Origin of the sequence: Kangiella sediminilitoris (assembly GCF_001708405.1) — a bacterium.
Taxonomy (GTDB): Bacteria; Pseudomonadota; Gammaproteobacteria; order Enterobacterales; family Kangiellaceae; genus Kangiella; species Kangiella sediminilitoris.
Map to the genome: position 1 here is coordinate 359,552 of NZ_CP012418.1, position 22,859 is coordinate 382,410.

The 22,859-nt window shown below is 43.0% G+C and carries 22 protein-coding genes; 20 read left to right on the forward strand and 2 right to left on the reverse strand.

Features of this window, described 5'->3' with window-relative positions; translation table 11 throughout:
• The first annotated feature begins 234 nt into the window (after window positions 1-234).
• The 6 genes from KS2013_RS01775 to rpmE all read left to right on the forward strand — a co-directional run bounded on the left by KS2013_RS01775 (window position 235) and on the right by rpmE (window position 6,129).
• Window positions 235-567 (forward strand): hypothetical protein, encoded by a 333-nt coding sequence (locus KS2013_RS01775; RefSeq protein WP_068988833.1) that lies wholly within the window; start codon window positions 235-237, stop codon window positions 565-567.
• 483 nt (window positions 568-1,050) lie between these two features.
• Window positions 1,051-1,596 (forward strand): hypothetical protein, encoded by a 546-nt coding sequence (locus tag KS2013_RS01780; protein ID WP_068988835.1) that lies wholly within the window; start codon window positions 1,051-1,053, stop codon window positions 1,594-1,596.
• 66 nt (window positions 1,597-1,662) lie between these two features.
• Entirely contained in the window at window positions 1,663-2,229 is a 567-nt protein-coding gene (locus tag KS2013_RS01785) for a hypothetical protein (RefSeq protein WP_068988837.1), read from the forward strand.
• 8 nt (window positions 2,230-2,237) lie between these two features.
• On the forward strand, window positions 2,238-3,083 hold the full coding sequence (locus tag KS2013_RS01790; RefSeq protein WP_228703696.1) for a fimbrial biogenesis chaperone: 846 nt from the start codon (window positions 2,238-2,240) through the stop codon (window positions 3,081-3,083).
• 5 nt (window positions 3,084-3,088) lie between these two features.
• Window positions 3,089-5,764, forward strand: coding sequence for a carboxypeptidase-like regulatory domain-containing protein (locus KS2013_RS01795; RefSeq protein WP_068988842.1), 2,676 nt, complete (start codon window positions 3,089-3,091; stop codon window positions 5,762-5,764).
• Between the two features lie 155 nt (window positions 5,765-5,919).
• Window positions 5,920-6,129, forward strand: a complete 210-nt coding sequence (gene rpmE / locus KS2013_RS01800) for a 50S ribosomal protein L31 (protein ID WP_068988843.1) — start codon at window positions 5,920-5,922, stop codon at window positions 6,127-6,129.
• A 70-nt stretch (window positions 6,130-6,199) separates the two neighbouring features.
• Here rpmE and KS2013_RS01805 read toward each other — a convergent pair whose 3' ends face one another.
• Window positions 6,200-8,767 carry a penicillin-binding protein 1A gene (locus tag KS2013_RS01805; protein WP_228703697.1) on the reverse strand — a complete coding sequence of 856 codons (2,568 nt, stop codon included), beginning with the start codon at window positions 8,765-8,767 and terminating at the stop codon, window positions 6,200-6,202.
• A gap of 291 nt (window positions 8,768-9,058) precedes the next feature.
• Between KS2013_RS01805 and KS2013_RS01810 the strand changes: the two genes are divergently transcribed.
• The 14 genes from KS2013_RS01810 to KS2013_RS01875 all read left to right on the forward strand — a co-directional run bounded on the left by KS2013_RS01810 (window position 9,059) and on the right by KS2013_RS01875 (window position 22,517).
• Window positions 9,059-10,126, forward strand: coding sequence for a pilus assembly protein PilM (locus KS2013_RS01810; RefSeq protein ID WP_068988849.1), 1,068 nt, complete (start codon window positions 9,059-9,061; stop codon window positions 10,124-10,126).
• Window positions 10,126-10,728, forward strand: coding sequence for a PilN domain-containing protein (locus tag KS2013_RS01815; protein WP_068988853.1), 603 nt, complete (start codon window positions 10,126-10,128; stop codon window positions 10,726-10,728). The genes KS2013_RS01810 and KS2013_RS01815 overlap by 1 nt, the downstream gene beginning before the upstream one ends.
• Window positions 10,728-11,345, forward strand: coding sequence for a type IV pilus inner membrane component PilO (locus tag KS2013_RS01820; RefSeq protein WP_068988855.1), 618 nt, complete (start codon window positions 10,728-10,730; stop codon window positions 11,343-11,345). Before KS2013_RS01815 ends, KS2013_RS01820 begins: the two co-directional genes overlap by 1 nt.
• Window positions 11,346-11,347: 2 nt before the next feature.
• Window positions 11,348-11,905, forward strand: coding sequence for a pilus assembly protein PilP (locus KS2013_RS01825; RefSeq protein ID WP_068988858.1), 558 nt, complete (start codon window positions 11,348-11,350; stop codon window positions 11,903-11,905).
• A 7-nt stretch (window positions 11,906-11,912) separates the two neighbouring features.
• Window positions 11,913-14,087 (forward strand): type IV pilus secretin PilQ, encoded by a 2,175-nt coding sequence (gene pilQ / locus KS2013_RS01830; RefSeq protein WP_228703698.1) that lies wholly within the window; start codon window positions 11,913-11,915, stop codon window positions 14,085-14,087.
• Window positions 14,088-14,181: 94 nt separating this feature from the next.
• A complete protein-coding gene (gene aroK, locus KS2013_RS01835) occupies window positions 14,182-14,706 on the forward strand; it encodes a shikimate kinase AroK (RefSeq protein WP_068988862.1) in 525 nt (174 codons plus the stop codon).
• 10 nt (window positions 14,707-14,716) lie between these two features.
• Window positions 14,717-15,811, forward strand: coding sequence for a 3-dehydroquinate synthase (gene aroB, locus KS2013_RS01840; RefSeq protein ID WP_068988866.1), 1,095 nt, complete (start codon window positions 14,717-14,719; stop codon window positions 15,809-15,811).
• 97 nt (window positions 15,812-15,908) lie between these two features.
• Complete coding sequence (locus KS2013_RS01845; protein ID WP_228703699.1) at window positions 15,909-17,156, forward strand: SPOR domain-containing protein; 1,248 nt, start codon at window positions 15,909-15,911, stop codon at window positions 17,154-17,156.
• A gap of 84 nt (window positions 17,157-17,240) precedes the next feature.
• Window positions 17,241-18,311: a uroporphyrinogen decarboxylase gene (hemE, locus tag KS2013_RS01850; protein ID WP_068988872.1), complete on the forward strand. Its 1,071-nt coding sequence runs from the start codon at window positions 17,241-17,243 to the stop codon at window positions 18,309-18,311.
• A gap of 17 nt (window positions 18,312-18,328) precedes the next feature.
• Window positions 18,329-19,303, forward strand: coding sequence for a hydrolase (locus tag KS2013_RS01855; protein WP_068988875.1), 975 nt, complete (start codon window positions 18,329-18,331; stop codon window positions 19,301-19,303).
• A gap of 86 nt (window positions 19,304-19,389) precedes the next feature.
• A complete protein-coding gene (locus KS2013_RS01860) occupies window positions 19,390-20,790 on the forward strand; it encodes a coniferyl aldehyde dehydrogenase (protein ID WP_068988877.1) in 1,401 nt (466 codons plus the stop codon).
• A 92-nt stretch (window positions 20,791-20,882) separates the two neighbouring features.
• A complete protein-coding gene (coaD, locus tag KS2013_RS01865; RefSeq protein ID WP_068988881.1) occupies window positions 20,883-21,365 on the forward strand; it encodes a pantetheine-phosphate adenylyltransferase in 483 nt (160 codons plus the stop codon).
• 67 nt (window positions 21,366-21,432) lie between these two features.
• Window positions 21,433-21,696: a YfhL family 4Fe-4S dicluster ferredoxin gene (locus KS2013_RS01870; RefSeq protein WP_068988885.1), complete on the forward strand. Its 264-nt coding sequence runs from the start codon at window positions 21,433-21,435 to the stop codon at window positions 21,694-21,696.
• Window positions 21,697-21,743: 47 nt separating this feature from the next.
• Complete coding sequence (locus tag KS2013_RS01875) at window positions 21,744-22,517, forward strand: patatin-like phospholipase family protein (RefSeq protein WP_068988886.1); 774 nt, start codon at window positions 21,744-21,746, stop codon at window positions 22,515-22,517.
• Here the strand turns inward: KS2013_RS01875 and KS2013_RS01880 are convergent.
• The gene (locus KS2013_RS01880) at window positions 22,492-22,791 is read right to left on the reverse strand and encodes a DUF3301 domain-containing protein (RefSeq protein WP_068988887.1); all 300 of its coding nucleotides are present in this window, start codon (window positions 22,789-22,791) and stop codon (window positions 22,492-22,494) included. The genes KS2013_RS01875 and KS2013_RS01880 overlap by 26 nt on opposite strands.
• Window positions 22,792-22,859: the final 68 nt, after the last annotated feature.

Sequence of the window (22,859 nt, forward strand, 5' to 3'; positions counted from 1 at the left end):
TTGTCTGACTGAGATTATTGAGCCTACAAGGATAGGAAGGCTCGCTAATTATGGCAACACATATTTACATTGAAGTGGAAAGACTAAGGTTGGGAAAAGAAAAACAGTCAATCTGGTCGGACTTGTAGTTGTAAAAAAATCTGATAGTGTAATGCGGTCAATAAGTAAAACTAATAATGGATTGGCTTTAGATATACAAATAATAATGCTTTTAATTCGAAAGGGGGAGTGTCTATGAAAATTGGCAATATAGCGTTCATTGTCGGACTGATCGTTGCGGTAGTTGGTGGGGTAGTTGATTTCAGCTGGTTCCCATTGTTGCTTGTAATAATAGGCTTGATTGTTGGTCTGCTAAATATTTCTGGCAGTGAGACAAAAGGCTTTTTAATTGCCTGCATTGCTTTTCTTATGGCAACTACAGCAATTGCACCATTGGAGGATGCACTGAACAATTTCAGCAGTTTGGGGACTGTTGTCAGCATGATCATGTATAACATAGGCTACATGGTTGGCGCAGCGACCTTAATTGTCGCCATTAAAGCGCTTTTTGAGATGGCAAAAGACTAACAAGAATAAAATCAATAATAATAATAATAGATTAAACTGATTCAGCAGCCTCCGGGCTGCTTTTTTTATATTAGGCACCCTAAATACATTATACTCCTAAAATTCTCATGCAGGTTCCAGTACAGGGCGCTATGGATGTTAGGACAGTTTTGAAGTCAGATTTGCATTGCGATTGTTTGAGTTTATTTTAAATTAATGGAAAAATACGAATAAAGTGACAAATATTGTCACTTTATGTCACTATTTAGCCAGTTTTTAACTCCTGTAAATGTTGAATAATTTTACAACTCTTTTGTTTAGGCACGAAGATTGGGCCGTGCTTTCTTTATAACCTGTTGTTATATATAGGTTTTATTAGCATGGATAGCATTTGAATGTGCAAAAAGTGAACAAATAATGCAAAAATGACTCGTTAATCTGCAAATTTATGTGATACAGTTCACACCCTGTTAAACACCGAGTCCGATTCCTTAGGGGGTTTTTGTGAACTTATTGAAGAAATCAATGATTGCTGCAGGTATTGCTGCAGGACTTTTAGTGGTATCACCAGCGAAATCAGCGAGTTTGAACGTAGATACAGACGTTACTGTTCCTGACGTGCTAATTCTTTATGCTTACACTGACATCGATTTGAGCTTCGGTGCAGGTGAGTTTGCTGCTTTATTGGATGGAAGCTGTACGTCTGAAGATTGTGGTTCTGCAATTTCTGCAGCTGAAGCAGGGACTATCACTGGTGGTGTTACTGACTTGGATATCGCTACTGACTTAGCAGCAACGGGCACAACAGCATCAATTACAATTCAAAACAGTTGGGCGGTACGCGCGTTAGGTTATGGTACTTTTACAGCATCAGTTGCTGATAACGGAAGTGAAACGGCTGTTTCAGGTCTTACTGTTGCCCCTACTACTGGTACTCCATCAATGACAGCTACCACGGGTGATGTATCGTTCGATATCGATCTTACTTCAAGCGACCTTGATGATGGTTTGATTGAAGCGAACTACACTATCACTGTAACTGGTTCTTAATCTATCGTTTTTCGTCGGATTATGTTTATCAGGACTATAAAGCCGAGCCTAAAGTGTTCGGCTTTTTTGACTCTAACAGCTGCCATTTTATTGCCTCAGACGTCTCAGGCAAAAATAAACTGTTACGGACAAAGTTTTTCTGACTCAGTAACGCGAAGCGATATTACAGGAAGTTCAGCTTCGGATCAGTCCACCAGTTTAACGGGCAGAAAAGTGGGTTCGCTCGTCAATGGTGCTATAGATTTAAATATTGCTTTAGACCTTGAAAGCTTAATCAATACTCAGGTAACTGTAGAAAGTGCAGATTGGGTGTGGTTTGTGGACGCTACCCCCTCTGAGAGGTTGAATGGAAATATAACCGCTGAGTATAGCTTCTTATCAGTAGCTGGAAGCAATAACCAGATATGTAGTGACGTTAATGTAAACTCATGTATGACGGTAGTTGCAGTTGAACCAATTGCTGAATTTGAAACACGCAAAACCCAGGGAGCCAACAGAGGGAGTATACTCCAGCGCTCGGAAGGTGTCCGTTTAACACTGGATCTTTCAAGGATACAAAATGCAGGTAATTATTCTGCGCAAGTATTGATAGACTTGTACCATGACGGCATATCACTCGCATGCAGTAATTGAGGTATTTTGTGTTGAAGTTTTTGACTCCTTTTATTTTGTTTAGCTTAGTTGTTTTTAACTGCGTAGAAGCCGCAGAGGCTCCTAAAGGTTTACAGCCTCAGTTAGCTATCTCTCCATCACGAATTGAGATCTCGCCAGATGAAGGTAAAAGTACCAAGAGCGTGACGGTATTAAATCTGGGAAATACGCCTATGCGTGTTCAGGTTTCTGTCCAGAACTGGGATTTTGACCATAATAATAACTATCGCCCGCTACCTCCTAATGAGCAAAGTTTAGACCAGTGGTTAATTATTAATCCAGTACAGCTTGAGGTACCTCCAAAGGGTCAGCAAACGGTAAGAATGGCAGTAAGACCTAGAGCAAAACCAGAAGATGGTGAGCACCGGGCTATGGTCTTTTTTAAGCAATTGAACGGCGGCGATGAAAAAGGAGTTAATGTCAGGTTTAATGTGGGTGTTCCGATTTATGCTTTCTTTGGTGATGTGAAACGTGAAGCATCGCTGCACCACGTGAATTTTAACCCAAAGAGCTCAATTCTAGAGTTTGATATTACCAACACAGGTAATGCCTATGTTCGTCCGGAAGGATATTACATGCTGGTCGACGGGGCTACTAAAGAAAGCAATGAAGGGCTGTTAAGTCGCCTGAGCGCTAAGTCCGGGGAAGTGGAAGGCGTCAGGCCGCTAGCAACTGGCAAAATTGCATCTAAACCTGTCTTTGCGGGAGAGCGTCGTCAGTTACAAGTATCAATATCAACCGAAGGTGAACTGCCAGATAATTATAAGCTGGTGGTAAAGGCTGATATTGCTGGCGAGCTTTACGAGAAAGTGTACTCAATAGCCAAAGATAAGTAACTCAATTGAAAGCTCACTTAAGGATAAATATTGGCATAGGGTTATTGCTGGCGGGTCTAGCTTTTATTCCTATTACACAGGCAGTACCTAAACCAGAGCCACGTGCACAGTTCGAATCGGAAGATAATTACCTCGCTTATCATCGTCCACAGGAATTAGACGACAGGCTATTCGAGCCTACTTTTAATATGGCTACCGCCTCAGGATCTTCCTATGGCTTCCAGAAGATTTTAGTGGGATTGGAAGTTAATGATGAAGAAGTTCTGGTGCTGGATATTATTAAAACACCAAGTGATTACCTTGTCCCAATAAAAGAGGTATTTCCGGCAATCGGTGCAAGCTATAGTCTGGAACATGGGATTATGACAATCCAGGTGCCAGGCAGTGATGTTGAGATCTCATCCAGAGTGACCTACCGTATTGATGGCGATCTATGGGCTTCGCTGGGAACCCTAAACAGGTATCTAAAATTAAATGCAAGTTTTGATCCTACTACTTATGCCATTAACTTCCTGCCTCCGTGGCGAAGGAGTGATAAAGGGGAATCTGGGGAGCAAGCCAAGACCCTAAAGCCGGAGTATTACCCTGATGCATTTAGTTTACGTCAGTTTCGCATATCACATCAGGTTGAAGCTCATAAAGATGGTGGACCTTTCGATTTTGATATCGATTCTGAGCGAAGTGACTTACTGACCAGTGGTGCTGCCTGGGATGGTTCATGGCTGTTTGAAGCCAATAAAGTGGGCGGTCAAAGCTGGCGACCTGATGAGTATTTTTGGTTAAAGAGAGACGACCATCAGCAATGGCTTTTGGGCAAACAGGTGGTGACGCCTTCGGTGGTAGCACCGAGTGTCACGCTAACCGGGGCACAATACTTTTATAGTAATCAGAGTATTCCGTTCGATCCCTACCAAGATATCAGTCAGTCGCGTTTTTTTAGAGAGCTGGGTTCTTCGGTACAAACCATTCGTGGTAATGGTGAGCCTGGTGCGATAGCACAGTTATACGTCAATCAGCAGCTGGTCGATGAGGTGTTCGTAGACCTTGATGGCAGTTACGATTTTGGTGAGGTTCGCTCTGAGTCAGGGCTATACAATGAAATTGAAGTGGTGATTATTGACTCACTCACACGTACAGAGATTGAGCGACAGGATAAAACCAGACTGAGCTCAGATAACCTGTTGAATGAAGGGCAAATGGTAACCAGTGTAGCTTTTGGTAAAAAAGGCAACTGGCTGGATCCTGACTTTGATGATCAGGGCGAGGCGGGGATGCTTTTATATCGCTATGGTGTTAGCGATTCTACTACCGTTGAAACAGGGTATTTACTGGACGATGATGACACTATGACCGCTGGTGTTGCATCTGCCTTGGGTTCTAATTTCGTGGGTGCATACCGCGTAGCAAAGCGGAATGATGTGAACTCACAACAGCTGGAACTGGACGGTACTGGCCAAAATTGGCGGCTATCGACTTTTGTAAAAAAGCAGGAAGCAGGTTTTGTAGAGGGACAAACTGAAGATGCTACAACCGCTAATTCGTATTTCTACTACACCCCGGACGCAAATTTACGACTAGAGATGATAGGTCGTTATCAGGAGCGGGGTGGGAGCCAGAATGATGTCAGTTACGTAAAACCGGGTGTTTTCTATAGTCCAACGGATAATTTTTCGGTGGCGATGAGGCCCGACTATGACGGTGCCTACCGTACGGAACTCTATTATAGGCCTTATCTAGGCAAACGTTTCAGGGTAACGCATCGACCCGACGAGCAAACTATTCGATTTGATTACGATGTCAACGATGACCTGCAGGGCTATATGTCTGGCCGTATGTATGAAGATACCATCTTAGAGCGTAGCTATGAGAATACCGTGTTCGAGGAGGCCGTTGGGTTTTATTGGCAACCACGTGACTGGACCCGTTATGATCGTCTCCGAGTCGAGCTGAACCACTCAAGAGAATTCGGCATGGGTATGTTTGCGGAGTATCGAACACAATTGGCTGCTGGCCTTTATTTCGATCTGAGGTTAAGAGATGCGGATCCTCGTTTCGATGGTGGCTTTTCAGCATTTGCCCGTATATCCCTAGATTTTGCAGTTGCAGGGGATCGTTTTATACCGGCCACGCAACGCAGAAGCTACAATACTCATGGCACCATTGCGGGCACATTGAACATGGATACTGATGATTGCGATATAGAACATGTCAGTGTTTTAGTCGATGGCGCAAACCGTAAAGTGCCTGTGAGCGGATGTACTTTCTATTTAGAAAAAGTAACTCCGGGTATCCACACTATTGCATTGGACGGAGAGTATCTACCCATTGAAGTCGTACCGGATACGAAAGAATATGTTGCGCAAGTCACGCCTTCCTCAGTAACCCGAATTGATTTTGCTCTGAACACAGAGTACAGCGCGTCAGGTCAGGTCACCTTGTCTAGCGGTAAAGTAGTGCCCAATGCTCGGGTGACCTTGCTGAATAGCTCTGGTGAAGTGGTTATGCAGACTCTTACTGATCAATTTGGTTATTTCAGGGTCGATAGCTTATCAAATGGACGTTACTCAATTCAGGTAAAAGGTAATAAGGGACAGGTATTAGCCGAGAGAAAGCTCTTGATCAGTAATGATTTTGTTTTTGGTGCGGATATACAGCTTCCAGCGACGCTTCCATTAAAATAGGTCAGCGTAGGTTTTTACTAGGGTTGAGCCGCCTTTGGCTTGATCTTATCGCTGTCTAAGCGTATGATCGCGCTTCCTAAATATTCGAGTGGTGTTTGGCGTAGCAACTTTAAGGTTATAGCCCAAATGGCGACTCCAATGACGAGAGATATATTATGAAACAAGGTATTCACCCAGAATATAAAGCCATTAAAGCAACATGCAGTTGCGGTAATGTTATTGAAGTAGGTTCAGCTGGTTCTGATATCAGCCTGGACGTATGTTCAGCTTGTCACCCATTTTACACTGGTAAACAGAAAATGGTTGATTCAGGCGGCCGTGTTGATCGCTTCCGTAAGCGTTTCGGTACTCGTAAACTTAAATAATTATTTATTACGAAGCCAAAAAAAAGCACCTTTGAGGTGCTTTTTTTATGACTGTACATTTTTGCTGGGGTTAGAAAATCGAACCTGGCTCAGGCGGTTCTTCTTGCTCTTCCCTTTCAATGGGTTCCTGTTCCATTTCGAGGTTTTCAGGATCATCTTGTAGCGACTGTATCAGCTGATCAAGCTCTTCCTGCTCTAATTGCTCCGGCGCCGACTGCTCTTGTTCAGAGTTATCAAGTCCCTCGGTATAAAGTTGACCAAAATCATCGCTTGCCTGGCTTACCTCAGAAGGTACATTGTCATCTCTGAAATATTCAAAAATGGCGTTTTGCTGGCCAAGAGCTGCTAATTTACCAGTTTCAGGGTCGATTTTTGCCGAAACGACGCCCGGCGGCTGAATAATTTCTTGTTCCGGAACACCGTTCAGAGCTTTTTCCATGAATTCAGCCCAGATAGGCAGAGCTGCCTTACCGCCATACTCATAGCGACCTAAGCTGCGCCGATGATCGGAAAAACCCATCCAGGCACTGGCGACCAGTCGATCATTGAAACCCGAAAACCAGGCATCCTTATAGTCGTTGGCTGTTCCTGTTTTGCCAGCAAGGTCGTTACGCTCCAGAAGAGGACTATTTCGTCGACGAAGTTGCGTGGTAGCCGTACCACTATGGATAACATCCTTCATCATATCGTAGAGGATAAAGGCATCACGGGGATCAATTACTTGCTGTGCAATCTTATTTTCCGGTAGCGGTAATTGTGGATAATTACGAATTTCCGGAGAGTACTTTGCTTCTCGGATCTGATTATTAATCTTGATCTGTTCGCATTCATCACAGACTACCTTAGGGGTAGCTTCATACAAGATGTCTCCGTAAGAAGTTGTGATCTTCTCAATATAGTAAGGCTCAACCTGATAGCCACCATTCGCCAGAACCGCGTAGGCTGTGGCCATTTCCATCGGTGTAAAACTTGCAGTACCCAAAGCCAGAGACTGGTATGGATCCATATGCTCATCAGGTAAGCCGATATTGACTAAAAACTTTTCAGCGTAGGCTGGAGTGATGCTGTTAATCAAGCGAGTGGATATGGTGTTAATCGAGCGCTTTAACCCAACCCGAAGACGTGTTGGGCCATTGTATTTCAGGTTATCATTCTGGGGACGCCATACTTCGTCAATTTCATTATTCACCTTTACATAAGGAGCGTCATTGACCAGACTCGCAGGCGTGAAACCTTTGGAAAATGCGGCTGCATAAATAAAAGGTTTAATGTTAGAGCCTGGCTGTCTCCGAGCCTGTGTTACAAGGTTGAACTTATTGGACAGGTAATCAAAGCCACCGACTAAAGAGGTTATTCCTCCATCCTTTGAGTGCAATGATACGAAGGCCGCAGAAGCTTCTGGCAGCTGACTTAGAGCCCATTTGTTCTCTCCGATAGGCCTTATGCGAATGACATCACCGGGGGCGGCAACCTCACCTGCCGAGTTGGGTTTTTCGCCGACACTGGTGTCGGTGATAAACTTGGCCGCCCACTCAAGGCCTTCCCATTCAATAGTAATTTCCTGTCCCTTTGAATTGAGAACCTTAAGGCTTTTTTCATTGACCTGCATAACGATGGCTGGCTCAAGACCCCCAATTTCAGGGGTAGATTCAAGCAACTGCAGCAGTTCGCGGGTATTCTTCTGTGCAAAATCACCGATCTGAGCCTCAGGGCCTTTGTAGCCGTGTCGTTTATCGTAAGTGATTAATCCCTCACGCAATGCCTCATTGGCATATCGCTGGTGCTCTGAATCAATGGTAGTGACAATATCCAGTCCATGGTTATAGGCAATGTCTCTTCCAAAACGATTTATTACGTCTAGACGAACCATTTCAGCAACATATGGAGCTTCTACATCAAGATCTGCACTGTGCTTTTTTGCCGTCAGGGGAGTCTCTACCGCCAGCTCATAAGCTTCCTCTTCGATGTAACCTTCATCCAGCATGCGACTAAGAACCAGATTTCGACGGCCTATAGCCCTGTCAGGATGAGAGATAGGGTTATATGCTGACTCACCTTTAAGTAAGCCTGCCATCATTGCTGCTTCCGATAGGGTCAGCTCATTAAGTTGTTTGCCATAATACACTTCCGCTGCTGCGGCCAGACCGTAGGCGCGATGACTGAAATGTACTTTATTCGTATACAGCTCCAGTATCTCTTCTTTTGACAGCTCTTGCTCCATACTGATGGCAAGAAACATCTCAATCAGCTTTCTTTTAAGACGCTGATCACGTGTTAAAAACATATTTCGCGCAGTCTGCATGGTTAAGGTACTGGCGCCTTCAGAAAACTCACCAGTAGTTGCTGCAACTTTCATTACTCTCAAGAGACCTTTTAAGTCTACACCGCTATGTTCGTAGAAGCGTTGGTCTTCGGTTGCAACCAGGGCATTGATAAAGTTTTTTGGGATCTGGGCGAACTCCACAGGTTCACGCCTAACGTCGCCAAACTCGCCAATGATCTTGCCATCAGCACTAAAAATGCGCATAGGGGTCTGAAGCTTTACATTTTTTAATGAGTCGATTTCCGGCACTTGGGGCGTTGCGTACAGGAAAGCCCCGATTACCGTCATGATCACAAATATTGTGATAAAACTCACAAATAAGCCTAATTTCTTCAATATATTGATGGTCATTTTTTTTGAAAGATTTATGGTGAAGCGATATTGCTGGTTTATTAATTGTGTACCAGTATACCTTTTCTAAAAAAAAAGGCTGAATTTTTTTGTAAATCAGTGTAAATATAGTATCTTAGAAGTGTTAGTTAATAAAAAAGTTTAACTTTTGAGTGAAATTGGATTCACTTTTGGGGACGTGTCTTAAGCACTCAACTAAAGATTAATTAAGAAGTTAGGGACATTGTTGAACCAACTAAATGAGGCATAGGATTTATGGTTCTGGGGTTATTCAAAAAGAAACAAGTACCAGTAATCGGTATTGATATCAGCTCGACCGCTGTCAAAGTCCTGCAGTTAGGAAAATCTGGTGGTCGTTTCCGCGTTGATAGATATGCCGTCGAACCATTACCGCAAGGTGCTGTTGTAGAGCGTGATATTCGTGATACCGAGGCCGTGGGTAATGCAATTAAAAAAGCGGTGCAGAAAGCGCAGGCTAAAACCAAGGATGCAGCAGTCGCTGTATCTGGCTCGGCGGTCATTACACGCTCAATCCAAATGGAGAAAGGCCTTACTGACCAAGAGATGGAAGATACCATTAAGGTAGAAGCCGATCAGTACATCCCTTATCCGTTAGAAGAGGTTAACCTGGACTTTGAGGTTCTAGGTGATTCTCCGAATGATGACAATATGGTGGATGTATTATTAGCTGCTTCACGAAGTATCAATGTTGATACGCGAATTGATGCGCTGGAAATAGCGGGTCTGACACCAAAAATTGTAGATATTGAGGCCTACGCCATAGAGCGAGCGTATCAATTGACCAAGAAAAAGACCATAGAACATATGGAAGACTCAGTAGTCGCCATCGTTGATATCGGTGCAACAATGACGAGTCTTAACGTACTGCAAAATGGTCAGGTTATTTACAACCGTGAACAATTATTCGGTGGGAATCAGTTAACAGAAGAAATTCAAAGTCGATACGGTCTGTCCTATCAGGAAGCTGGTCTTGCAAAGAAGCAGGGGAGCTTACCAGATGATTATGAATCAGAAGTGTTAATGCCATTTGCAGAAATCATCACACAGCAGGTTGGTCGAGCACTTCAGTTCTTCTTCTCTGCCAGTGAGTTTAGCTCCGTTAATGAAGTGATTCTCGCGGGTGGCTGTGCTTCGATTGATGGCCTGGATGGTATGATTCAGGAACATTTAGGTACTCCAACTCGAGTCGCAAATCCTTTCGCGGATATGTCAATATCATCACATGTGAATACACAAGCATTAAGTGCTGATGCGCCAGCAATGATGATAAGCTGTGGACTAGCATTAAGGAGTTTTGACTAATGGCACGTATTAACTTACTAGACTGGCGTGGAGAATTACGTCAGGAGAGAAATAAAGAGTTTTGGATTACCTTTGGTCTAATGCTGGTTTTGGCAGCTCTGATTTTTGTATTGGTACATTTTGTTATGCAGTCCAGGATCGATAACCAAGATCAACGTATTAACAAACTCAATACGGAGATTGGTATTTTAAAACAGCAAACAAAAGAAATTGAGAAGCTTAAGAAGGAAAAAGAAGAGCTCATAAAGCGCATGAACCTAATCACGGATCTACAACGTAGTCGTCCAGAAGTGGTGCGAATGTTTGACGAGTTAACTCGCGTAACTCCTGAGGGGATCAACTTGACTACCTGGCAGCGTGTAGAAACAAGCGTTGGAAATAAGAACGAGCGAATTCTACAGCATAAACTGGTATTTACTGGACAGGGTGAAACAAACCCCCGTATTTCTGAGTTTATGCGTAAGATGGACTCTTCTGAGCGTTTGCAAACCAGTTCTTTGAAAGATGTTAATAAACAAACTAAAGGCTTGCCTGCGCAAAACTTTACTTTGGAAGCAAAGCAGGTTGTTCCTGGTAAAGAAACGGTTGAGGAGGGCAAATAATGGCCGATTTAAGTCAGTATCAAGATTTTAATAATATTGGTTCATGGCCTCTCCCAGGGAAAATCGTTTTTATTGCTATTGCGATGGTTGTTGTCTTAGGGTTGGGTTATTACTTCCACACAAGCGAACAGATAAGTGAGCTTGAGTCAAAGCAGCGCAAAGAGACCCAGTTACTGGATGACTATAAAAGAGAGTACGAGAAGGCCGTAAATTTAGATGCTTACAGAAAGCAAATGGCTGAGATGAAAGAAACCTTTAAGGGACTTCTGGAGCAATTACCAAAAAACACGGAAATTCCTGGTTTGCTGGATGAGATCTCCTATGCAGCTTCTGGTTCTGGAGTGGAGCTACTATCTCATAAGTATCTTAATGAAACGAAGAAAGAATTCTATATTGAAAAGCCGATTGAAATCGTTGCGACAGGAAGCTATCACCAGATAGCTGACTTCGTGAGTCGGATTTCAAAGCTACCTCGTATTGTAACGCTGCATAACTTTAAAATTCAGCGGGCATCAAATACTGGTCGACGCGCAGGTACTGAAGAGCAGGGAGGTACTGAGAATTTAAGTTTCAGTGTCTTAGCAAAAACATACCGTTATGAGTCTGAGGAGGGGTAACAGTGAAGTATTTAAATAAGACCAGCATCCTTCTCGGAGCAGCCTTTTCAATCCTATTTCTAAGTGGTTGTGAAGATGAGGGAATGGAAAGCTTGGACCAAAAGATTGCTAAAATTAAGAGTGAAACCAAGCAAAGTGTTGAGCCATTACCAAAAGTAGCGGCTTATGAACCTTTTACTTACTCTGCTTCAGATATGCGGAGTCCATTTGCGCGCCTGGATCCTGAAATAGAATCTCGTACCATGGTGGTTGATGGAAATTGTGAGACTGATGTTAGACCTGATCCTAATCGTCAAAAGAATGAAATGGAAAAATTTGGTCTGGATGCCCTTCAATATATGGGCATGATTGCTAACAAGAAAGAGTTAAGAGGGTTAGTGAAAATCTTAAGTGGTGACAGCGCAGGCGTTATTCAACCCGTACATGAAGGTGAGTATATCGGCCTGAATGATGGGCGAATCAGTAAAATTGATAGTAATCAAATCACCATTGAAGCGATAATTCCGAATGGCCGAGGCTGTTGGGAAAATCGAACACAGTACCTGGTCTTGGGACAGTGAGGGCTGAATGATGCGAATTAAAAATGAAGAACGGATGAACAAGTCAAAATTGGGTAAAACGACTATGTTGATAAAGATGAAGAAGTTAATAAAGAATTGTTCAGTGTTAGCGGGTGCAATGCTGTTTTCATGGGGTGTCCACGCCAGTACGTTACAGTCTATAGACTATAACGTATTACCAGGTGATAAGGTCATGGTGCGACTGAGTTATTCGGATATGCCACCCACACCACAAGAGTTTACAACGAATAGCCCAGCTAGAATTTCGATGGACTTTGCTGGCGTAGACTCCGGCTTGGACTACAAGACGAAAGATATTGGTGTAGGAGCTGTGGGCTCTGTTACTGCTATTGAGGCAGGAGACAGAACTCGCGTTGTCATCAATTTATCAGAACTTGTATCGTTTAATAGTGAAATACAAGGCAATGCGTACGTTGTGACACTTGACGCTGGTTCTGGAGCAGGTTCGGCTGCGGCAAGCAAGCCGGGAACAAGCTCAAGTTATACTGCTAGCTCTGAGTTTGATATTACAGGCGTTGATTTCCGTAGAGGAACTGCTGGTGAAGGACGTGTTTTAGTCACGCTAGGTTCACCTAATGTCAACGTAGATTTACGCCAAGAAGGCCGCACAGTTATTGCTGACTTCATCGGTAGTGATATTGATCCTGACTTCATTCGTAGACTGGATGTGATTGATTTTGGCACGCCCGCCCAGCTTGTTGAAACGTCACGTCGTGGCGATACTGTTCGCTTGTCAGTTCGTGGTAATGACCGTTTTGATTATTTAGCTTATCAAGCGGATGATCTTTACACTATTGAACTCAAGCCTTTATCAAAGCAAGAAATAGAGCGACGTGAGCGTGAAAAGCCTAAGTACACAGGTGAGCGCCTGACATTGCAGTTCCAGGATATGGACTTAAAAGCAATCTTACATACTCTGGGCGATTTTGCCGGTATAAACATCGTTATCAGTGATGATGTTCAAGGCTCTATGGCTTTAAACCTAGTTAATGTTCCATGGGATCAGGCTTTAGATATCATCTTGAAATCTAAAGGCTTGGACAAGCGCAAAGAAGGCAACGTGATGATGGTTGCTCCTGCGGATGTTATCGCTGCTCGTGAGCAACAGGAACTAGAAGCTAACAAACAGCAAGAAGAGTTAGCGCCTTTGAGAACGGAGCTTATCCAGGTAAATTATGCTAAGGCGTCAGAAGTCGCAGCCTTGCTAGCAACGGCTGGAGGTGAAGGGGATAGTTCAAAAGTAGGTGTGCTTTCCGAGAGAGGCGCTGTATCTGTAGACGCTAGAACCAATACTCTAATCGTAAGAGACGTATCATCAAAATTAGAAGATGTCCGTCGACTAATAACACAGCTCGACATTCCAGTAGAGCAGGTACTTATTGAGGCCCGTATCGTGACCGCCAGTGATGGTTTCGTCCGTGACCTTGGAGCTCGATTTGGGGTTTCTGATACCTTCAATTCACAAGAAGCAGCTACATCAGGTAGCTTAACGGATACCAACTTTAGACTCGGCTTACTTGATGGTCAGGCAACTCTTGATGACCGCATGAATGTGAATCTACCAGTGAGCAATGCAGCAGGGTCGCTAGGCCTTACCTTTGCTCGATTGGCTGATGGTATTATTGTCGACTTGGAACTTTCAGCGTTAGAAGCTGAAAACCGCGGTGAAGTAGTGGCCAGCCCGAAGGTAATCACTGCAAACCAGAAAGAAGCATTTATCAAAGCGGGTGAAGAAATTCCATACCAGCAAAGTGCCGGTGGTGCAGCCGCTGGTGGTGGTGCGACAACCATCCAATTCAAAGAAGCTGTTCTTGAGTTGAAAGTGACGCCACAAATCACTCCTGATGGTCGTGTTATTCTTGACTTGGCCATTACACAAGATACGCGTGGTGAAGAACTGGTATTCGACGGTGTTTCAGGTGGTGCTCCTGCTATTAATACTCAGGAGATAGGAACTCAGGTATTGGTTGATAATGGAGAAACCATTGTATTAGGTGGTATTTTCCAACACAGAACCAAATATGACGAGACGAAAGTGCCTTTACTAGGCGATATCCCACTACTGGGCTGGTTATTCAGAAATACTTCTAGAGAAAACTCAAAAGAAGAATTGCTGATATTCGTAACACCAAAAATTCTTAAGCAAGGCTTGAAAAACTAGTCTTTCATACCCAAATACTAAAAACCCGGGTATAATCGCGTGCCTGGGTTTTTGGTTTTTAAATTTGGTTAATTAAAAGAGTTCAATATTAATAATGAAAGGTAAGCGCAATATCTTCCTAGTAGGACCAATGGGAGCGGGTAAAACCACCATTGGAAAGCAGTTAGCCGAAATCTTGAAGCTTGAGTTTGTAGATAGCGACCACGAGCTTGAAGAAAGAACCGGTGCGCCTATCGATTGGATATTTGATATCGAGGGTGAAGAGGGCTTCCGAAAGCGCGAAGAGAAAATTATTGAAGAGTTAACAGAACGGCAGGGGATTGTCCTGGCAACAGGTGGCGGAGCAATTGTGTCCGATAAGAGTCGTAATCACCTGGCAGCCAGAGGCGTGGTAGTTTATCTAGAAACTTCAATAGAGCAGCAGCTTGAGAGAACACGCCGGGATAAACGCAGGCCGTTAATCCAAAATGGAAACCCTAAAGCTACGCTAGAAGATTTAATGGCTGAAAGGGAACCCTTGTATACTGAGATTGCCGACCTGACGGTTGCTACCAATATTAGTTCAGTGAAATCCGTGGCAAAAGAAATTGTTGAGTTGATGGAACAACCTATAGCGTAAGCAAAAAACTTTGAAAACTCTTGATTTAAGATTAATATCAAAAGAATCCAGTTATCAAATAGTTATCGGCAAAGGACTACTGTCCGACAGTAAAACTATTTCAGAAGTCATAAGAGGGCAGCAGGTATTTATTGTCAGCAATGAAACGGTTGCCCCTCTATATCTAGATACCCTTCGTTCTTCTTTAAACCAGTACCAGATATTTGAATATATATTGCCAGATGGCGAGGTTCATAAGTCCTTCGAAAACTACAGCCGAATAATCAACGTAATGCTTGACAGCGGGTTAAGAAGAAACTCAACCTTGATTGCCTTAGGTGGTGGTGTTGTGGGGGATATGGCAGGCTTTGCCGCTGCCACCTACCAAAGGGGAATTGATTTTATTCAAGTTCCTACAACACTGTTGTCTCAGGTGGACTCATCTGTTGGTGGCAAAACGGCTGTCAATCATCCAAAGGGCAAAAACATGATAGGTGCATTTCATCAGCCGAAACGTGTGGTGACTGATATCAGCACACTGCATACGTTACCGGAAAACGAGTTTAAGGCTGGGTTGGCAGAAATAGTAAAAGTAGCAGTTGTTTGTGATGAGGACTTCTTTAATTGGTTAGAGCTCAATGTCGATTCCATATTAAGTGGTGAGGAGCAGGCCCTGATATATATGATTAATAGGGCGTGTGAAATTAAAGCTAATGTGGTAAGACAGGATGAAAAAGAGCAAGGTATAAGAGCTTGGCTTAATTATGGACATACTTTTGGGCATGCTATAGAGAATAGCCTTGGGTATGGCCAGTTATTACACGGTGAAGCAGTTTCCATTGGAATGGTTTTGGCAGCCGAGTATGCATCATCAGAAAAGTTAATTACAAAAAGCAAAGCAGGTAAAATTAAACAGTTATTGATTAAATTTAGTCTGCCAGTCAACATGAAGCCATTCAAAAGACTATTAACAGCAGACGGTTTGGTTGATGCTATGATGATGGACAAGAAAAATGTTGACCAATGTCTCACTCTTATTTTGCCAAAATCAATTGGTGAGGTTACTATAAATCACAAAGTGGAGCCTAAGAGTGTCCGTCAATTTCTTAGGCAGTATGTAGCATAAGGTATTGCTTTAAATGGCTTTTTCTCAATCACTAAATCCAAATGCATTTGAAAAGCACAATCGTGTTTTATATTTGCCCGCTAGTTGGAAGCGTTTGATGAGTTTGATTAAGTATCAGGTTCCTAACGGTGGTTTTGCAGTAATGGAAGGTGAGTTCGGAGCGGGTAAGTCTGCATTCGGAAAAATCTTCGAGAAGAAGCTCGTTCTAGATGACAGTATTGATTGCCAGATTATTCAGGTTCATCCATTAAGTACTATCCAGCAAATCAGGGCTCAGTTGCCAAAGGTTCCAGATAAGCCATTATTGGTAATTATTGATGATGCTCATGAGGCATCTACCTTGTTATTACAAAAATTAACTGATCCAGCCGAAAACATATACTGGTTATTACTAGCCGAGCCTGGTTTAAGCGAACGAGTGGAAGCATTTTCAGATCGGTCTGTAGACTTGCCTCTACTAACGAAAGAAGAATGTTTTGAATTTCTTCAGAGACAATTACAGGACCAGCCTAAATACGCTCAAATGTCACAAATGCAAAGTGACACTATCTGGTATTCAAGTCAGGGTTTGCCGAAGGATATTATTGAGGGTGCCAAAAAGAACTTTAGCACTTTATTTTCCGGACAGGAAAGTAATGAGAATTTTGATAAGGCGAACAAAAGCTGGTACATGACTGCCGCGCTTGCAGCCGCAGCAATAATATTTTTGGTGATAGTTGTCATTAATTTACTCACTGGTGATGAATCAGAGGAGCAGTCAACCTCAAACGAGTTGGTGCTCGAAGTTGATGAAGAATATGGTCCAGAACAAAAAGAAGAAAGCCTACTCTCTGACAATACGATTCAAAACACTCCCGAACAAGCAAAAGGTGCCGAGCCCGAGGTAACTGTCACTAATGACAGTGCTCCACCTGAAATGACTTTAGAGCGTGACGAGAAGGGTAAGGAAAGTAGTGACTTAAACGATCCTATTGAAGATATTGCGCTTGAAGTCGCTAAGGAGCCATCACCTCAAAAAGTGACTACGGGGGAAAAACAAACCTTTAAGCAATGGCTTTCTAGTCAGTCTCAAGACGCTTATAGCTTACAGTTATTTTCACACTCTGATGAAATTGCTGCAAGAGACTTTCAGACCTCAGTAGATCTGGCTGATAGTTATGTCTACTCAACCGAGTTAAAGGGAGAGAAACGCTACCGGGTGCTGTGGGGAGCATTCCCAACGAGAGCAGAAGCCCAACAGGCAATAGAATCCTTGCCGCCGGAAATATTGGCCCAAAAACCCTGGATTCGTCAGTTATCTTCAGTCGTTAATGAGTTAGCTGGGAGTGGAAAGGACGGCCAATAAAGCTCTTTTCTTTAAGATTTAGGCTGTTTTCAAACCAGCTTCCATTTATAATAGCGACCATTATTGATACACCAGTCGCAGATTATGAACCAACCTTTACTAAACGATCGATATATAAAAGCTGCCTTACAACAACCCACAGACCGTACGCCGGTTTGGATGATGCGTCAGGCAGGGCGCTACCTACCTGAGTATCGAGAGTTGCGAGCTGAAGCAGGAAGTTTTATGGATTTATGTACTAACCCTGAGCTTGCTTGCGAGGTTACATTGCAGCCTTTAAGACGTTACCCTCTGGATGCTGCGATTCTATTTTCGGATATTCTAACAATCCCAGATGCTATGGGGCTAGGCTTATACTTCACTCCTGGCGAGGGGCCGGCTTTTAAGAATCCAGTTCGAAACGCTAAGGAAATTGCGGCTTTGCCTATTCCTGATCCAAACCAGGAGCTTAAATATGTGACCGATGCAGTATCAACCATTCGCCATGAGCTTAAAGGTGAAGTGCCATTAATTGGCTTTTCTGGTAGCCCATGGACACTGGCAACTTACATGGTAGAGGGGGGGACTACGAAGAACTTCTCTCAAGTTAAAGGCTTAATGTATGAGCAGCCACAGGTTCTACATCAGTTATTGGATAAGTTAGCTGACTCTATAATTACTTATTTAAATGCACAGGTTGAGGCGGGAGCTCAGGCGCTGATGATTTTTGATACCTGGGGTGGCGTTTTGATACCTCGTGACTATCAAGAGTTCTCCTTACGATATATGTCAAAAATAGTACAAGGACTGGTTAGAGAAAAGGATGGTCAACAGATTCCTGTTACTTTATTTACGAAAGGCGGTGGGAAATGGCTCGATCTAATGGCCGCTACGGGATGTGACTGTCTCGGAGTTGACTGGACAACGAACCTTTCGGAAGCTAGACAGATAGTGGATGGAAAAGTTGCTCTACAGGGCAATATGGATCCATCTATATTGTACGGATCCGACGAAAGAATTCGTCAAGAAGTTGAAACTATACTTGCTAGCTATGGACATGGTAGCGGTCATGTGTTTAATTTAGGACATGGGATACACCAAACCGTGGATCCTGAAAAAGCAGGTGTTTTTGTTAACGCTGTGCATGAGTTGAGTAAGAAATATCATATACAATAAACGACACGACGGGTGCTATGCTTAAGGAAAGCCATTTTGATCCACCTTGGTGGTTAAGGAACAGACATTTACAAACCTTTTGGGGGCCATTGACAACCAGGCTCCCATTGCCGCAATTATCTCGGCAGCGCTTAGAACTTAGTGATGGCGACTTTATTGACATGGACTGGGTTAATCCAGATAGAGATGCCCCAACTGTAGTTCTACTGCATGGTCTCGAGGGTGATGTTAATTCACCCTATTTAAGAAGGATGATCTATCAGATACAGCAACGACGGTGGCGGGGAGTTCTTGTCTATTGGCGGGGTTGCAGTGAGGATATGAATCGCCTTGATAAGACATATCACTCTGGTCGGAGCGATGATCTTGCAGAAATCATCCAAAATATACAGCATGAAAAATCACCCGATAGACTATTCGTGGCTGGTTATTCATTGGGCGCAAACGTTCTTTTAAAATGGATGGGTGAGAATGGGCATGACGCTACAATTGATGCGGGCTGTGCTGTGTCTACCCCTTTCGATCTTGCTATTTGCGCTGATTCCATCGAGCAGGGCTTTTCCAAAATATACAAATTTTATCTTCTAAACTCGATGAAGAAGCGTATTGTTCGAAAATTTTCTCCAGAACGCTTATTAGAACTATTAAACCTTTCGCCCAGGGATGTAATGGCTATCAATTCCTTTAGAGAGTTTGATAATCGCATCACTTCTTATTTGAATAACTTTGAAGATGCCGATGATTATTATCGCCAAGCTTCCAGTATTTATTATCTTGGGGGGGTTGAGCGACCAGCACTGATCATACATGCAGCAGATGACCCCTTTATGTCCCCTGAAATTATTCCCAGTGAAGATCAGTTATCGAATAGTGTGGAGTTGCTAATCAGTGAACGTGGTGGGCATGTAGGCTTTGTTACGTCTCCGACTAATCGTGGTGTGAGCTTCTATCTGGAGCAAACTATTTTGGATTACTTTGACCGGTTTCTCTGATTCTTGCCCATGAATAAGTTAGTGAGCAACCACTTTTGTGCTATGCTGGCATAACTCTAACTCACTGTTATTTAAATTAATTTCAAATGGGCATTCAAGCGTACTTAGAACATTTACAACAGCAGTATAAGCTAGAACCATACCCTGATCTTAAGCGTCGGCTAAAATTACTAGATTCCTTAAGAGCGATGTTGACCGAGAATGAGTCGGCAATTACCGAGGCAGTTTGTAAGGATTTTGGTTATCGCTCACCTTTTGAAACTGAGCTTGCTGAAATATACCCTTCGTTAAAAGCAATAAGCCATACCAAAAAGCAATTGTCTGGATGGATGGAAAGCGAAAAAAGAGGTGTAAGCCTCTGGTTCAAGCCAGCCAGAGCCCGAATTATGTATCAGCCCGTTGGAGTGGTAGGCATCATTGTTCCCTGGAATTACCCTCTATATCTGGCCCTTGGACCGCTAGTGAGTGCTCTTGCTGCCGGAAACCGGGTAATGCTGAAAGTATCAGAGTTTACCCCACAGTTTAGTTTATTATTTACTCGTTTATGTGAGCAGTATCTTGGTCCTGACTGGGTGAAGGTGGTTTACGGTGGCCCGGATGTAGGTGCTGAGTTTTCTGGCTTAGCTTTTGACCATCTTTTATTTACTGGCTCGGGAGAGATCGGTAAAAAAGTTATGAAAGCAGCCAGTGATAACCTGACTCCAGTGACTTTAGAACTTGGTGGAAAGTCGCCGACAATTATTGATAAAAGCTTTCCGATTAAAACAGCAACGGAGCGATTACTCTTTGGAAAGCTGCTAAATGGTGGCCAAACCTGCCTTGCACCGGACTATGCCTTTATATCGAATGAAGATATAGACCAGTTTATAGAGAAGGCGAAGAAGGTCGCTAAAAAGTTTTATCCTGAGTGGGAAAATAAAGGGTATACCAGTCTTGCTTCAAATAAGCAGGTTGAGCGATATCAATACATGCTGGCGGATGCAAAGGCTAAAGGCGCAACTATTATCCCTCTTTGGGAAGCTGATGGAGCAAGCGAAAGCCATATTAAGAATGGTAAAGCTACTCCTTTGCTGATAATGGATACTACCGAGGATATGCAGGTTCGTCAGCAAGAAATTTTTGGACCTATGCTCCCTGTTGTTCCCTATGGAGATCACCAGGATGTTATACGCTACATTAATAGTCAACCTCGTCCCTTAGCGCTATACCTGTTCAGCAATAAGCAGTCAGTCATTAAAAATTACATGTTAAATACTATTTCTGGCGGAGTGACACTCAATGATACTATTTTGCATGTCAGTCAGGAGGAGCTACCTTTCGGTGGTATAGGAGCCAGTGGAATGGGTCAGTATCATGGTGTTGAAGGGTTTAAGACCTTCTCAAAGGCAAAAAGTATTTTTAAACAAAGTCGGTTTGCTGGTACGAACTTAATGTACCCGCCAGCTAATAAACTATCAAGGTTACTACTTAAACTGATGAAACGTTGATATCAGTTTAAGCGTTTTTTAGGTCCTCTAGGCATTTAACGGGGCATCCAGTAAGATAGCGATAACAAGTAAAAGGTACCGAATCATATTTTATGAAAAAAATCGTATTATATCCGGGAACATTCGACCCGATAACAAAGGGGCACATGGATTTAGTAAAGCGAGCATGTCGTTTGTTTGATACCGTAATTATTGCCATTGCTGAAAGCCCTTCTAAAAAGCCAATGTTCGGCCTTGAGGAGCGGGTAGATATGGTGCGAGAAGTGTTTAAAGGAAACACCCAGGTCCAGGTTGAAGGTTTTAATGGTTTGTTGGCCCATTTTGCCAAAGAAAAAAATGCGCTTGCAGTACTCCGCGGTATAAGGGCGGTTTCGGATTTTGAGTTTGAGTTTCAGCTAGCCAATATGAACCGCCACCTTGATCCAGAATTAGAATCTATTTTTCTAACCCCTTCTGAGAAGTATTCTTATATTTCTTCATCCTTAGTCAGAGAAGTTGCGTCTCTAGGCGGTGACATAACAGCATTTGTGGATCCTATTGTGCAAAACGCACTTGAAAAGAAATTTACAAGATAACTCTCGAAGTTGCATACGATATAAGCGATAATACTGTTGTCTTTTAATAATAGTGGTATCAATTGCTATGTCATTAAAAATTACTGACGAATGTATTAACTGTGATGTTTGTGAACCTGAGTGTCCTAATGAGGCCATTTATCAGGGAGAGGAGATCTATGAGATTGATCCAGACAAGTGCACAGAATGCGTAGGTCATTATGATGAACCTCAATGCCAGCAGGTGTGTCCTGTTGACTGTATTCCTTTAGATGATGACAATCCCGAAACGAAGGAACAGTTAATCGCTAAATATGAACAGCTTACTGGCGAAGATTACGTTGAAGTATAATTCATAAAGTCGCAATCCTGCGGCTTTCAACTACTGCTGCTATACCCATGCACCTTATCGATTGGTTACACGAAGAACCCTTCACTCTATCTTTATCATCTGGTTTCTTCAGTTTTTATGCCCATACAGGTGTGCTTAAGGCACTGGAAGAAAATGGTGTGTTGCCCAGAAAACTGACTGGCTCAAGTGCTGGTGCCCTAGTTGCGTCATGTTGGGCATCAGGAGTAACTGCCGATTCTTTAAAAGACATATTATTTGATTTAAAAAGAGAGGATTTCTGGGACCCGGGTTTTGGATGGGGGTTGTTAAAGGGTAAGAAGTTTCGGGGCATGCTTGAAGATATCTTGCCGGTAAAAAGCTTTGAAGAGTGTCGAACCAAACTGGCTTTGTCTGCTTATGACACTAAAAGTAAATCAACCATAGTGCTGGACAGTGGTGAACTGGTGCCAGCCATATACGCTTCATGTGCTATTCCAGTCATGTTCCAGCCTCTTAAATATAATGGTTACAACTTGTTGGATGGTGGTATAAAGGATCGTCCGGCAATGGCAGCGATAAGGCCTGGGGAGAGGGTTTTCTATCACCATATTGTGTCGGTATCACCCTGGCGAGCAAAGGGCTCTGAAGCTTTAAAGGTTCCTCAAAATGATAATATGTCGACATTAGCAATACATGATTTACCTAGGGTAGGGCCAACCCGTTTGGAAAATGGGGCTGAAGCCTTTTTTGCAGCTTACGAAACAACTAAAAAAGCGCTGAATACTGAATTGATAGAGAGTCAGATCAGTATGAGCTCTAAGTTGACTCCATCTCAACAATAACCGGCCATTTTCCCTGCATTACCACAAACCCAACATAGCGCTGTGCCCCATCAGTGGCAAACTCAAATTGATAACGCCTTAAGAAACGAATTTTACCTTCAGAGTCTCTATCAAAGTAAATTTTCTTTAGGGCAACATATCCGTCTAGATTTTGCACATAAGCATCCTGGCAGGCTTTCTGTGCGGCTTTAAAGGCATTCTCTTGTATACGGCGATTATAAACCCAAAAACCAATGATTAGGGCGATGAAAAGTATAACTAATAAATTCGACATGATGGAGTTTTACCGTTTTGCCTAGGGTGTCTTGTTATCGTTTCAAGTTATGCGAAATTAATCATCTA